Origin of the sequence: Propionivibrio sp. (genome assembly GCF_049316945.1) — a bacterium.
Taxonomy (GTDB): Bacteria; Pseudomonadota; Gammaproteobacteria; order Burkholderiales; family Rhodocyclaceae; genus Propionivibrio.
The window spans coordinates 14193-28192 of the sequence record NZ_JBMOJE010000064.1 but is presented as its reverse complement, the minus strand read 5'-3'; the positions used below and the strand labels follow the sequence as shown (position 1 = coordinate 28192).

General features: G+C 60.1%; 10 protein-coding genes. 5 read left to right on the top strand and 5 right to left on the bottom strand.

Going from position 1 to position 14000, the window contains the following annotated elements:
* Positions 1-365 precede the first annotated feature (365 nt).
* The 3 genes from ACOYNV_RS15070 to ACOYNV_RS15060 all read left to right on the top strand — a co-directional run bounded on the left by ACOYNV_RS15070 (position 366) and on the right by ACOYNV_RS15060 (position 4232).
* Positions 366-1046 (top strand): response regulator, encoded by a 681-nt coding sequence (locus ACOYNV_RS15070; protein WP_422900611.1) that lies wholly within the window; start codon positions 366-368, stop codon positions 1044-1046.
* Positions 1015-2517 carry a sensor histidine kinase N-terminal domain-containing protein gene (locus ACOYNV_RS15065; protein ID WP_422900610.1) on the top strand — a complete coding sequence of 501 codons (1503 nt, stop codon included), beginning with the start codon at positions 1015-1017 and terminating at the stop codon, positions 2515-2517. Before ACOYNV_RS15070 ends, ACOYNV_RS15065 begins: the two co-directional genes overlap by 32 nt.
* 107 nt (positions 2518-2624) lie before the next feature.
* Positions 2625-4232: a GGDEF domain-containing response regulator gene (locus ACOYNV_RS15060; RefSeq protein WP_422900609.1), complete on the top strand. Its 1608-nt coding sequence runs from the start codon at positions 2625-2627 to the stop codon at positions 4230-4232.
* 218 nt (positions 4233-4450) lie between these two features.
* Here the strand turns inward: ACOYNV_RS15060 and ACOYNV_RS15055 are convergent, their stop codons facing one another.
* The 5 genes from ACOYNV_RS15055 to ACOYNV_RS15035 all read right to left on the bottom strand — a co-directional run bounded on the left by ACOYNV_RS15055 (position 4451) and on the right by ACOYNV_RS15035 (position 10887).
* Positions 4451-5206, bottom strand: coding sequence for a competence/damage-inducible protein A (locus ACOYNV_RS15055; protein WP_422900608.1), 756 nt, complete (start codon positions 5204-5206; stop codon positions 4451-4453).
* On the bottom strand, positions 5203-5946 hold the full coding sequence (locus ACOYNV_RS15050; RefSeq protein ID WP_422900607.1) for an EI24 domain-containing protein: 744 nt from the start codon (positions 5944-5946) through the stop codon (positions 5203-5205). Before ACOYNV_RS15050 ends, ACOYNV_RS15055 begins: the two co-directional genes overlap by 4 nt.
* 181 nt (positions 5947-6127) lie before the next feature.
* On the bottom strand, positions 6128-10069 hold the full coding sequence (gene hrpA / locus ACOYNV_RS15045; protein ID WP_422900606.1) for an ATP-dependent RNA helicase HrpA: 3942 nt from the start codon (positions 10067-10069) through the stop codon (positions 6128-6130).
* A gap of 118 nt (positions 10070-10187) precedes the next feature.
* A complete protein-coding gene (locus ACOYNV_RS15040; RefSeq protein WP_422900605.1) occupies positions 10188-10580 on the bottom strand; it encodes a HEPN domain-containing protein in 393 nt (130 codons plus the stop codon).
* A complete protein-coding gene (locus ACOYNV_RS15035) occupies positions 10564-10887 on the bottom strand; it encodes a nucleotidyltransferase domain-containing protein (protein WP_422900604.1) in 324 nt (107 codons plus the stop codon). The genes ACOYNV_RS15040 and ACOYNV_RS15035 overlap by 17 nt, the downstream gene beginning before the upstream one ends.
* A gap of 176 nt (positions 10888-11063) precedes the next feature.
* Here ACOYNV_RS15035 and ACOYNV_RS15030 point away from each other — a divergent pair, with 176 nt between their 5' ends.
* Together ACOYNV_RS15030 and pyrF are read left to right on the top strand one after the other, a co-directional pair.
* Positions 11064-12875: a glutamine--tRNA ligase/YqeY domain fusion protein gene (locus ACOYNV_RS15030; RefSeq protein ID WP_422900612.1), complete on the top strand. Its 1812-nt coding sequence runs from the start codon at positions 11064-11066 to the stop codon at positions 12873-12875.
* 259 nt (positions 12876-13134) lie between these two features.
* Positions 13135-13959: an orotidine-5'-phosphate decarboxylase gene (gene pyrF / locus ACOYNV_RS15025; RefSeq protein ID WP_422900603.1), complete on the top strand. Its 825-nt coding sequence runs from the start codon at positions 13135-13137 to the stop codon at positions 13957-13959.
* Positions 13960-14000 lie beyond the last annotated feature (41 nt).

Here is a 14000-nt window from a genome sequence, read left to right as displayed (position 1 = left end):
CAACGAGTTACGCCGGCCTAGTCGGCGCTATCAACACCTTAACGTAACGGCTAGGGTAATACCATGCGGGGGTTTTTCTTTGTGCGTAATGAACGGGCTGGCTGTTCACCCGCGAAAATAGTGGCACAATGAATCCGTTTTGCTTGTCGCGGAGCGAATCGCCGATGGCATCAAGGTGCGCGTCGGTGCGTCGGCAAAAGCATATTGGGGGTAAAAAATGGCGGGGAGCGCCCGGTGCAGTTTCAGGCACTCCCCGAGTTCAGGCCGAAACCAAAACTCCTAAGACCATAAAGGAGAACAGCGTATGCATCGTAAAAGCGGCGGCTTACAAAAACCTTACGAGCATCAGTCATTGAAAGGAGATCATGCGAATTCTGCTGGCGGAAGATGATCAGATTATTGCCGACGGGTTGGGGCGTTCGTTGCGCCAGTCCGGCTATGCCGTCGATTGGGTCGCCAATGGTGCCGATGCCGACAACGCGCTGACTACCGGGACGTACGATCTGGTCATCCTTGATCTCGGCCTGCCCAGGCTGTCTGGCCTTGATGTGCTGCGCCGCCTGCGCTCCCGCAAATCGAATCTGCCGGTGCTGGTCCTGACGGCACTTGATGGAACCAGTGATCGGGTCAAGGCGCTTGACCTTGGTGCCGATGACTACATGGCCAAGCCCTTCGAACTGGCCGAGCTGGAGGCACGCGTGCGGGCGCTGACGCGACGTTCGACGGCCACCGCGCCGGTGATTCAGTGCGGTGCCCTGGCCTTTGACCAGACCGATCGCTGTGCGCTGCTGAATGGCGAGATGCTTGATTTGTCGGCACGTGAGCTTGGTTTGCTCGAGATTCTCATGTCACGTGCCGGGCGGCTGGTAAGCAAGGATCAACTGGTTGAACACATGTGTAGCTGGGGCGAAGAAGTCAGTCACAACGCGATTGAGGTTTATGTGCATCGCTTGCGAAAAAAACTGGAATCAAGCGGTGTAACAATCGCTACCGTGCGCGGTCTTGGGTACTGTTTTGAAAAGTCTGCACAAACACCCAAATACTGAGACCCAGCGCTCGCTGTTCGGCGAAATTCTGGACTGGATGCTGGCACCGCTGCTCTTCGTGTGGCCGATCAGTATTGCCGTCACGCACTACTTTTCCACCAGTGTTGCCAACTACCCCTACGACCAGGCCCTGCGCGAACAGGTGACGGCGATTTCGCGTCAGGTAAAGTTTGTCAAAGGCAGGCCGCAGATATCCCTGCCAGGGTCGGCACGCGCCTTGCTGCGCTCGGATGAGGTCGACAGCGTCTATTTTCACGTGCTTGGTCAAGGTGGAAAGCTGATCGCCGGGGATTCGGAATTGCCACTGCTGAAAACGGCTGGAATTCCCGAGAAGGTTGATCCGGGAGAAGTCTATTTCCGTGATGACGAGTTCAATGGGCAGGACCTGCGCGTCGCTTATGTATACCTCGGCGAGCCGGACTCCCCACCGGAGAACTGGGTGCTGGTCGAGGTCGGCGAGACGCTGGAGAAGCGTTCGCAGCTTGCCAACAAGATAATCGCCAGCGTGATTCTTCCGCAATTCGTGATCATTCCGCTCGCCGTTATTCTCGTCTGGTTCGGGCTGTCACAGGGTTTGCGCCCCTTGACCCGTCTGCGCGAGCGCATCGAGTCGCGCCGTGAGGCAGATCTTTCTCCGATTGCCGTGGGTCGCGTTCCGGAGGAACTGCAGCCGCTGACCGAAGCCTTCAATTCCATGCTGGCGCGCATGCAGCACAACATGGATGCGCAGCACCGCTTCATTTCCGACGCCGCACACCAGATGCGGACACCGCTCACCGCACTGAAAATGCAGGCCCAACTGGCCATGCGCGAAAACGATCCGAAGCAACTGCACTATGCGATGAAAAACATTTCGAGCAGTGTTGATCGTGCCTCGCATATGGTCAATCAGTTGCTGGCGCTGGCGCGTGCGGAAGCGAGCGAGCATTCCGAACAGGCGCTGGTGCCGGTAGACCTCGATAAGTTGCTGCACGAAATCGTTGAAACCTGGGTTATCCGTGCGCTTGATCGGCAAATTGATCTCGGTTACGAGCCGGCGGGTCCAGTCTACATTCTTGGCAATGTCTTCCTGCTGCGCGAGATGATCAACAACCTGCTCGACAATGCCCTGCGCTACACGCCCGATGAGGGAAGGGTTACCGTCCGTGTCGTTGCCCAGGGCGATTTTGTGTTGCTTGAAATTGAAGACAGCGGCATCGGCATTTCCGATGAAGACGTACACAAGGTGTTCGACCGCTTTTACCGGGTCGAGGGCACCGGTGTCGAGGGCAGCGGGCTTGGGCTCGCCATCGTGCGAGAAATCGCCGAACTGCACCGAGCCGCAGCGAGCCTTCGGCCGCATACGCTCGACGATCAAGGCCATCGCGCTCCCGGATCGATTGCCCGGCTGGTATTTTCTGCGTATCGTTTGTCCCCGCCAAGGCCGGCTATTCCCGAGTCCATTCCCCCGGTTTTCCCTGAACAGGCTTGAAGGATGAATGCATCCCGGCGTGCATTCATTAACTCATGTGGCTGATTGAGGAATCAAGGATAATCCGGTATCGTTTTTGATTGTCGCGCCATGGCACCGCCCACAACATGATCAATGATCGTATCAACCTGTTGCGAAAACGCTGGGAGCGCTATGTCGCTGACGGATTATTCGAGCATTTCATCGAATTCACGGTGGCCGTCAACTGCCTGACCGAGCACTTCAGCCGCATGCGCCTGCCTGGTCTGCTGCGTATCTGCGAAGGGCTGGAGAACTCGGCGCTGACCCATCTTGGCACGACTGCATCACATCCGGTCAGCGCGCAGAACATCACGGCGCTGCAGCGTCAGATTGATACCCTGCTGGGGGCGGTGGCCACCTTGGGGCTACCCGCTGCCGAGCGACGCTCAGAAGAGCGTCCTCGGGAGGGGCCGGGCATCGAATGGATCAAGCAACGTTCAGTGTGGCTGGCCGTCATGCCTGAAATGCGTGCGCTGTCCAGCACGCTCCGGCAACAGCTCGATTTTTTTGGTTTTCAAACAAAGGAAATTCTCTGGGGAGAACAAATTCCGCCTGGCGCTGTGCCTCTGGCGGTTCTATTCATTCCGGCCCCAGGTCCATCAAACGCCGATGAACTCGCCTTCATTGTCGCCGTTCGCGCCCACTGTGCGGCCAGCCAGCTGATTTATATGGGCACGCATCAGGCCATTGAAACCACTGTCGTTCTGATGCGCTCGGGCATTGACATGACGATCCCCCAGGAGGACGGGGCATCGGCGGTGCTCAATTGCATCCTTGACCTCGTGCAGAACTACGAACCGGAGAATTTTCGCGTTCTGGTCGTTGAAGACTCCCGCGTCGCCGTCGCATTGATCCGGCGCACGCTTGGCGAGCACGGCATCGACAGTCATGCCATCTGTGATCCCGGAACGCTGCTCGAAGAACTTGAATCCTATCGTCCGGACCTGATCCTGATGGACATGTACATGCCGCGCTTCAATGGTGTCGAGGCCACCCGCGTACTGCGCCAGATGCCGGCCTACACATCCTTGCCCATCGTCTATCTGTCAGGCGAATCCGATGTCGGCATGCAGGTCGAAGCCTTGCGTCTGGGTGGTGACCATTTCCTGATCAAGCCCTTTAATCCGGTATTGCTGGCCGCGGTGGTCAAAACGAAGATCGAGCGCTTCCGTGAAACACGGCGCTCGACACGAGTCGACGGCCTGACCGGCCTGCTGAATCACACGGCCAGCAAAGCACAACTGAAAGCCATGGTGAAGAATGCGGTGTCAGCGCAGCGGGCGCTGACCGTCGTCATGATTGACATTGACCACTTCAAGTCGGTCAATGACACCTACGGGCACCCGGTCGGTGATCAGGTCATCCGCGGCCTCGCCTGGCTGCTCAAGGGACGCCTGCGCTCGTCGGACATGATTGGTCGATATGGTGGCGAGGAGTTTCTGATTGCGCTGCCCGACGTCTCTCCCGAGCAGGCCATCCCGGTTATCGAGCGCATCCGGGAAGACTTCTCATCGCTGCCGCATGTTCATCCGGCCGGCGCACTATTCACCACCTTCAGTGCCGGAATCGCCTCCTCTCAGAATTTCGACACGGCACAGAGCCTGACCGAAGCGGCCGACAATGCCATGCTTGATGCCAAGCGTCTTGGGCGAAATCGTGTGCAACAGGCACTGGCGCAGGTCTGCGAACTGTAGCGCGACCTAGAAAAAACAGTTCGTCCACGAAAAACACCAAAAGCACGAAAAGAATCAAGGAGATAATAAGCTTAAGATCGCCACCCAAAAGGTGAATGGAGAAAACACATCAAGCGCTTGATTTTGTTCGTGTCTTTCGTGATTTTCGTGGATAGACTGAGATTTTAGGGTTCAATGGGCTGGGAGCCCCTGTTTACGGGCATCTCCGACCGATGCTCTCAATCTCGCCAGCGCCAGCCAATGCCGCGCCGCTCGATCTCCTGCCGTATATCTTCCATGACCTGATCGACCAGCGACAGTTCGCCCTCGACACCGAGTTCAAGATGCCGGCGTTGACCGTCATCGCCAACCGAGGGCAGGCTGAACAGGCGTAGCGCCGGATAGTCGGCGACGATGCGCTGCATCAGGTCGAGCAGTGCGCTCTCGTAGGCATTCGGCCCGGTCAGCAGAAAGGCCTTATCCACCGACGGATTGAGATTGAACAGATGCGGATAAAAGGTATCGAGCGCCCACTCGGCCATCGGATGCGCCATCTGCGGGAAACCGGGCAGAAAGTAGTGATCGCGCACGCAGAACCCGGCAATCCGGTTGAAGGGATTGGGAACGATATCGACCCCGCGCGGAAAGGTGCCGAGCAGCAGACGAACATCGTTCAGATCGGCACCGAAACGAGCGCGCAGTTCGCGTTCGGCATCCGGATGCAGTACCAGATCGACGCCAAGGGCAAGGGCCGCTGCCTGTCGCGTGTGGTCGTCCGGGGTATTGCCGATGCCGCCGAAGCTGAATACCACGTCGCCGGCCGCGAAGCTGCGTCTCAGCGTTGCCGCGATGCGCTCGCGCTCGTCGCCCAGATACTCGGCCCACGAAAGCCGCAAACCGCGCGCGCCGAGCAGCTTGGTGATTTTTGAAAAGTGCTGGTCAATGCGTTTGCCCGACAGGATTTCGTCGCCGATGATGATTGCCCCAAAGTTCATGCTTTACCCTCCGGAAGTTCGATGATGGTCACGATGGCGCCCTGCCGCATCCGGCGCAGCGCCTCAAGACAGAAGTGAACATAGGCCAGCGCCGCCAGCGATGGCGCGAGCAGCCCCATGAAAGGAACGTGCGCCAGCAAGGCCATGACCAAACCCAGCGCCAGCAGCGGCATCGCCTGTCGGCGCCGCAACTCGCGCCACTCCTGGTCAGTGGCATGGACCGCCAGCGCGTCGTAGGCAAAGGTGCGGCGGTTGAGCCAGGCCATCCAGAAAAAGGGCAGCAGCAGCCCAAGCCCCGGCACCAGCCACAACGGCAAGGTCACCAGCCAGCCGACGATGAACAGCAGCGCCGCCCAAAGACTGTTCCAGGTCGATGCCACGATGCTGTCGCTGCCCATGCGCGCGAGTTCGGGATAATCGAGCGCCGCAACCAGGTTGAGCAGCAGCGGCAGAACGATGACTGCCGCCAGCACCATGGCGATCAGATAGCTGGCGGAGAGGATCAGCAGCCAGCCGCCCAGGGCCGCCAGCAGTTTGGCCAGCCACAATGCGCCCCACGAGGCGACCCAGCTCATCGGCGGCTGCTGGACGAAACTGGCAATCAGGCCCTCCAGCAGAAAGAGCGAAAGGCCGATCATGACCAACAGGGCCAGGACCGCCGGGCCAAGCATATAGAGCCAGACGCGGCCATGGCCAAGCGTTACAAAGCTGCGCCGCAGCGCCAGCATGACTTCAGACACAGTTGCTTCCTTTCAACCTGGAAAAAGCAGTTGACCACAGCGACACGGCGGGCACAGCGGAAAAACAATGATTTGCAATGTTTTCATGAATCACCCTTTGGGTGAGCCATGAAACCCTGAAATGCTGAGGATTTTCGCTGTGCCCGCCGTGTCGCCGTGGTTTGAACTGCGGTTTTTAGGTTCAAACTGCTTCCCACATTTTCTGCAGCCGCTTGGTCGACACCGGTGCCGGTGTGCGCAATTCCTGGGCGAACAACTGAACGCGCAACTCTTCCAGCATCCAGCGGAACTGCTCGACTTGCGGATCGCTGACGCCTTGTTTGGCCAGCACGATGGCACGCCGTTCGTAGTTCGTCCACAACGGCGCATATTCTGCCAGCAGGCGAGCGTCGCGCGCGGCGCCTTCGGCACCTCCGGCCTTCAGTTTGTCGAGGCGCATCGAGATGGCCTTGAGATAGCGCGGATAGTGTTGCAGCCGTTCGAAAGGCGTCTCGGCGATGAAGCGTTTGCCGATCAGGCGGCCAAGCTGCTTCTCGACATCCTGCAAGGCCGCTGCATGGTTCTTGAACGCCGGGAGTTTCTTCTGCAACACCTGCCAGTCGGCCAGGATCTGCCCGACCAGTCGGCAAATTTCCTGCGCCAGCAGGCCAAGCCGCGATTTCGCCTCGGCACAGCGCGCCTTGAAGTTTGCCGCATCGGTTGGCCACGGTTCGACCAGGCAGGCGCGGGCGAAAGTGAGGTCGATCAACTGCCGGCGCAGATCGTCGAGCGAACCGAGCGGCATGAAGGCCATGCCCATTTGCGTCAGCCCGGGCAGGTTCTTTTCGAAGTATTTGAGCTGGTCGCGGAATTGCAGCATGTACAGCCGCAAGAGCCCCGCTGCATGCGCCTCGCGCGCCTCCTCGGGCGAATCGAAAACACACAGCGACACGCTCTCGCCATCGTCGGCAAGGCCGGGGTAACCGAGCACCTTCTGGCCGCCGCCACCAACCTCCACCTCCATCAACTCGGGCAACTCGCCGAAACTCCAGTCGGTCATCCCGGAATATTCGGAAGGCGTTTCATGCAATTCCGAGAACTCCTGTTTCGCCTTGCCGCCCCATTCGCCGCGCAACTCGGTCAGGCTGCGGCTCATGCCGAGCTGCCGATCATGCTCGTCAACCAGCTTGAAGTTGAAGGAAAAGTGCGCCGGCAGTGCATCGGGGCGGAAGGCGTCGGGGGTGATCTCCCAGCCGCGTGCATTGAGCCCGCGCGATTTCAGGATGAAATGGATCAGCGACGGCACCAGCGGCTTGTCCGAAGCTTGCACCGCCTCGACAAACTCGGCGGCGAAGTCCGGCACCGGCACCAGTTTCGAGCGTATCTTCTGCGGCAGCGTCTTGACCAGCTGAATGACCTTTTCCTTGAGCAGACCTGGCACCAGCCACTCGCAACGCGCCGCCGGAATCTGGTTGAGCTGGGCCAGCGGCACCGTCAGCGTCACGCCGTCGCGCGGGCTGCCCGGCTCGAAATGGTAAGAGAGTTCAAACTCGACGCCGCCCAGCCGGATCTCGTGCGGAAAAGCCTCGGTGGTCACCCCGGCCGCTTCGTGGCGCATCAGGTCTTCGCGCTTCAGGTAGAGCAGTTCCTTGTTCTCGCGCTCGGCCTCGCGCCGCCAGTGATCGAACTCCGCCCCGTTGCTCAGGCCCTCGGGAATGATCTGGTCGTAGAAGGCGAAAATCAGTTCGTCGTCGACCAGCACGTCGGGGCGCCGCGACTTGTGTTCGAGCGTTTCGATATCCAGCATCAACTGGTGGTTGTGCGTGAAGAACGCCCAGCGCCGGGCATATTCCTCGCTGATCTCGCCGCCGACCAGCCCTTGGCGGATGAAGATTTCGCGCGCTTCCTGCGGATTCATCGGCCCGTAATTCACCCGCTTTTTCGGATTGACGACGATGCCGTACAACGTCGAGCGCTCGAAGGCGACGACCTGCATCGCCTTCTTCTCCCAGTGCGGATCGAACCAGCTGCGCTTGATCAGGTGCGCGCCCACCTTCTCCAGCCAATCCGGTTCGATGCGCGCCACGCAGCGGGCAAAGAGCTTGGTGGTTTCGGTGAGTTCAGCGGCGGCGATCCACTTCCCGGCTTTCTTGTTGAGCGCCGAACCGGGGTGAATCAGGAACTTCATCCCGCGGGCGCCAAGGTAATGGCCGGAATCCTCGGACTTGCAGCCGATGTTGCCCAACAGGCCGGCGAGCAGGGCGCGATGGATGGCGTCATAAGTGGCGGGAATCTGGTTTTCCTTCCACTCATGCTCGGCGGCCAGACCGTGCAACTGGCTGTGAATGTCGCGCCACTCGCGCATGCGCAGGGCAGAAAGAAAATTTTCGTGGCAAGCCTCTACCAGCTTGCGTTGCGACTTCTTGTGCTCGACCTCGGCCTCGTACCAGTTCCACAGCTTGAGCCAGGAAAGGAATTCCGACTTCTCGTCGGCAAATTTCTTGTGTGCGGCATCGGCCGATCCCTGCCGTTCTTGCGGACGCTCGCGTGGGTCCTGCACGGTCAGCGCGGCGGCGATCACCAGCATCTCGCGCAGGCAGCCTTCTTCTCGTGCAGCGACGATCATGCGCGCGACGCGCGGATCGAGCGGCATCTTCGCCAGTTCCTGCCCGATCGGCGTCAGCGCATGGTCGTCCGTGACCGCGCCGAGTTCGAGCAGAAGCTGGTAGCCGTCGCTGATCGCTTTTGGTGGCGGCGCCTCGATAAAGGGGAAATCCTCGACATCGCCGATGCGCAGCGCCTTCATGCGCAGAATCACCCCGGCCAGCGACGAGCGCAGGATTTCAGGGTCGGCATACGGCGGGCGCAGGCTGAACTCCTGCTCGTCGTACAAGCGAATGCAAACACCCGCCGCCACCCGCCCGCAACGCCCGGCGCGCTGGTTGGCCGAAGCCTGGGCGATCTTCTCGATCTGCAACTGCTCGACCTTGTTGCGGTAGGAGTAACGCTTGACGCGCGCCAGCCCGGAATCGACGACGAAGCGAATGCCCGGCACGGTGAGCGAAGTTTCGGCGACGTTGGTCGCCAGCACGATCCGCCGCCCGTTGTGCGGCTTGAAAATGCGCGACTGCTCCTCGGCCGACAGGCGGGCGAAAAGCGGCAGGATTTCCGGGTGCATCGCCGTCCGCGTAAAGGCGTGCTTGCGCAAGGCCTCGGCGGCTTCGCGGATCTCGCGCTCGCCGGGCAGGAAGACGAGCACATCACCGCCGGTTCCGCCACCTTCTCTGTTCAGTTCGTCGCAGGCATCGACAATGGCGTCGTAAAGGTCGCGCTCTTCCTCCTTCTCGGCCTCCTCGTTCTGCACCGGGCGATAACGCACCTCGACCGGAAACATGCGGCCCGAAACCTCGATCACCGGCGCCGCCTTACCGTCGAGGGTGAAATGCTTCGAGAAGCGCTCGGCATCGATCGTCGCCGAGGTAATGATCAGCTTGAGATCGGGACGCGCATTCGTTCTGCCTTGTAGCAATTGCTTGAGATAGCCGAGCAGGAAATCGATGTTCAGGCTGCGCTCGTGCGCCTCGTCGAGAATCAGCGTGTCGTACTGGCCGAGCCACGGATCGCCCTGCGTTTCGGCGAGCAGAATGCCGTCGGTCATCAGCTTGATGTACGAATCCTTCGACGTGCGGTCGGAAAAACGGATCTTGTAGCCGACATGCGCGCCGAGTTCGCTGTTCAGCTCCTGCGAGATGCGCGCCGCCGTGGCGCGGGCGGCGATGCGGCGCGGCTGGGTATGGCCGATCAATCCGGTGACGCCGCGTCCCAGTTCAAGGCAGATCTTGGGAATCTGCGTCGTCTTGCCCGAACCGGTTTCACCGCAAACGATCACCACCTGGTTATTTTTGATCAACTCGGCGATCTCGGCACGCCGCATATTTACAGGCAGATCGTCGGCAAACTCGGGCTTGGGCAGGCGAGCGCGACGAACCGCGACAAGCGTGCGCGATTTCTCCAGCAGTCTGTCGTATTCGGCTTGCAGCTGATCGCGCTTGGCGCCAAAGAGGTGGCGCAGATCGCGTGCAAGGGAGCGCAAATGGCGCTGGTCGACTGCCAGGCAGTCCTCAAACTCGGATTTACGCTTCAATGAAATTCCATGGCGTAGGGGCACGGCGCGCCGTGCCCCTACTTAAAGTACCGCCAGCGATCAACACCAGCGAATCCGTCATTATCGTGCCGGGAGGCATCGAAAAAAAGCCCCTGGCTCATTCCCTACGATCCAAAAAGGATGTCGCCCAAGCCAGCACTTCAGCAACAATCCGACGCGCACCCTTTGCGTCAAGCAGCGCAATCGCAGCATCATCGTAACGAAACTCGACGGCATAAGGAGTCAGCCGTCGCAGGTCATCGAGCGCAATTGCTGGCGGACAACCAGCGTCGCCCAGTTGCCCGGAAAGCTCTTCAAGGTCATGGGTACGACGAAACTCCAGGCCAAGCAGGCACATTACTGCTTTCAGCGCTTTCTCAACGGCTTGTTGGGCATGAAAACACGCAATCGAAAAATCTATAGCTGGAACTTCCAGTAATGCCAGAAATGCAGCCTCGTCGCGCTTGGCCAAGCGCAAGTAGCGCTCGGCTTCCTCACGCTGCGGGGTCATGGAGAACCTTGCCTTCTTTTTTTGCCCAGTAGGGCACTGTGCCTGGAACCTGGCTGCGGCGTTGAAATTCGGGCTCGGTACATAACAATAAGTCGACGCCAACACCCAGTCGACCAATCGCCTCTTTAAGGCGAAGATATTCACCTGCACGGTCATCGAACTCCGGCTCGACCACCATCAGATCCACATCGGAAGCAGCGTCGGCATCGCCTCGGGCATAAGAGCCGAAAAGAATCACCCTGGCCGGCCTGGCAGCACTGGCGGCCAGTCGCCGCGCCGCAGACTGCAGCGCCTCATCTGTTAGCATGCAAACTCCTTTTCATCCGAAGCGCACTGGGTACCGACTTCATGGAAATTGCCATTAGCCGACACGCCTTGCGCTTCAACAAGAGGCAAATTTTACGGCTTTAGGGCCTTCGCCGGTTAAAATACAAGGCTTCTGAAATCAAGGAACATGCCGTGAGCAATGCCCTGCAAGATCACCTGACCACCCCGCACGGGGAGCACGCAACCGCCACCCCTGCCACCAACTTCATCCGCAACATCATCGACACCGACCTGGCCGTTGGCAGATATGCCCAGCGCCACTGGTCCGGGCAGCCCGGCCTCGGCGCCCAGCAGTTGGCCGGCGGGCTTGACCCGGCGAAGATTCGCACGCGCTTCCCGCCGGAGCCGAACGGCTATCTGCACTTCGGCCATGCCAAGTCGATCTGCCTGAACTTCGGCCTGGCGCGTGATTATGGCGGCCGCTGCCACCTGCGCTTTGACGACACCAATCCGGAGAAGGAAGAAAAGGAATACGTCGATTCGATCATCGACTCCGTGCGCTGGCTCGGTTTCTCGTGGGAGGGCGAAGGCGAGAACAATCTCTATTTTGCTTCCGACTATTTTGACTGGATGGTGGCCAGCGCCGAGTGCCTGATTCAATCGGGCAACGCCTACGTCGACAGCCAGAGTGCCGACGAAATGCGCGCCTGCCGCGGCACGCTGACGCAACCGGGCCAGGATTCACCCTTCCGCGAGCGCAGCGTCGAAGAGAACATGAACCTCTTCAAGCGCATGCAGGCCGGCGAGTTTGCCGACGGGACCTACATCCTGCGCGCCCGGATCGACATGGCCTCGCCCAACATCAACCTGCGCGACCCGGCCATCTATCGCATTCGCCACGCCACGCACCACAACACCGGCGACAAGTGGTGCGTTTACCCGATGTACACCTTCGCGCACCCGATCGAGGACGCGCTGGAGAACATCACGCACTCGATCTGCACGCTGGAGTTCGAGGATCAGCGCCCCTTCTACGACTGGCTGCTTGAACACCTGGCCGATGGCGGCCTGGTGCAGCGCCCGGTGCCGCAACAGATCGAATTCTCGCGCCTCAACCTGACCTACGTCATCCTGTCCAAGCGCAAGCTGATCCAGTTGGTCGAGGAAAAGCACGTCAACGGTTGGGACGATCCGCGCCTGCCGACGCTGGTCGGCGCCCGTCGCCGCGGCTATACGCCGGAGGGCTTCCGCCTGTTCGCCGATCGCATCGGCGTTTCCAAATCCGATTCGCTGATCGAATACACGCTGCTTGAAGAAGCCATGCGCGAAGTGATGAACGAAGCCGCCGAACGCCGCGTCGCCGTGCTCGATCCGCTCAAACTGATCATCGACAACTATCCGGAAGGGCAAAGCGAGGAATGCTTCGCGCCCAACCACCCGCTCAAACCCGAACTCGGTAAGCGCGCCATGCCCTTTGCTCGCGAACTGTGGATCGAGAGCGAGGACTTCATGGAAGTGCCGAGCAAAGGCTACCGCCGTCTCTTTCCCGGCAATATGGCCCGCCTGCGCTACGGCTTCGTGGTCAAGTGCACCGGTTGCGACAAGGATGCGGCCGGCAAGGTCATCGCCGTGCATTGCGACTACCTGCCCGATTCCAAGAGCGGCACACCCGGCGCCGACAATTACAAGGTCAAGGGCAACCTGCACTGGGTTTCGGTAGCGCACGGTTACGCCGCCGAAGTACGTCTGTATGACCGCCTGTTTTCCGTCCCCGCCCCCGGCAACCGGCGCGAAGGTGACGCGCCTGAACTGGAACGTGACTTCCTCGACGATCTCAACCCGAACAGCGTGAACGTCATCACCGCCTGGCTCGAACCGGCACTCCGGCAAGCCAAAGCCGAAGACCGCTTCCAGTTTGAACGCCACGGCTACTTCGTCGCCGACCGTTATGACTCGAAGGACGGTGCGCCGGTATTCAACCGCACGGTGACGCTGAAGGATTCATGGGCGAGCAAGCTCGGCAAGTGAACGATGATTTATCTTGAATCGAGCACCTTGAGCGACTTCATGGCCGCTGAGACGAAATCCGCCAACGCCGTTTTTCCCCCTCTCCCACTTGTGGGAGAGGGCCGGGGAGAGGGGCTTTTCAGGCGTGGCAAGGTCGAAATCACCCTCTCCCCCAACCCCTCTCCCACAAGTGGGAGAGGGGAGAATATGGAACTCTCCAGGCTTGAGCGGATCGTTTGAACGCGCTTGAATTCAGTGACCGCCAGACAAAGGAAACACCATGAACTTCATCCAATCGCTCAACGCCGCCTGGACAAGCAACAACTCGCTGCTCTGCGTCGGCCTTGACCCCGACCCGGCAAAATTTCCCGCGCACCTCAAGGGGCGACCCGACGCCATTTTCGAATTCTGCAAGAGCATCACCGATGCCACCGCCGACCTCGTCTGCTGTTTCAAGCCGCAGATCGCCTACTTTGCCGCCCAGCGCGCCGAAGATCAGCTCGAAGCCCTGATCGCCCACATCCACGCCAGACACCCCGGCATCCCGGTCATTCTCGATGCCAAGCGCGGCGACATCGGCAGCACCGCCGAGCAATATGCCGTCGAGATTTTCGAGCGCTACCAGGCTGACGCCATCACGGTAAACCCCTACATGGGACGCGACTCGGTCGATCCCTATCTGGCCTACCCGGACAAGGGCGTCATCCTGCTCTGCCGCACCTCCAACCCCGGCGGCAGCGACCTGCAATTCCTCAATGTCGGCACAGCAGAGCAACCCGAGAAGCTCTATGAACGCGTCGCCCGCCTGGTCGCCAGCGAATGGAACAAAAACGGCCAGTGCGCCCTCGTTGTTGGCGCCACCTTCCCGGTCGAGATCGCCCGTGTGCGCGAGATCGTCGGCGACCTGCCGCTGCTCGTGCCCGGCATCGGCGCCCAGGGCGGCGATGTCGAAGCCACCGTGCAAGCCGGTCGCACAAGCAACGGCTGCGGCCTGATGATCAACTCCTCACGCGCCATCCTCTACGCCAGCAAGCAAGAGGACTATGCCGATGCCGCCCGCCGCGTTGCACTGGAAACGCGCGACACGATCAACCGCTACCGCTGATCGGCGTCCATCTGGAGTCGCAATGGATCAGGTACTTTCGA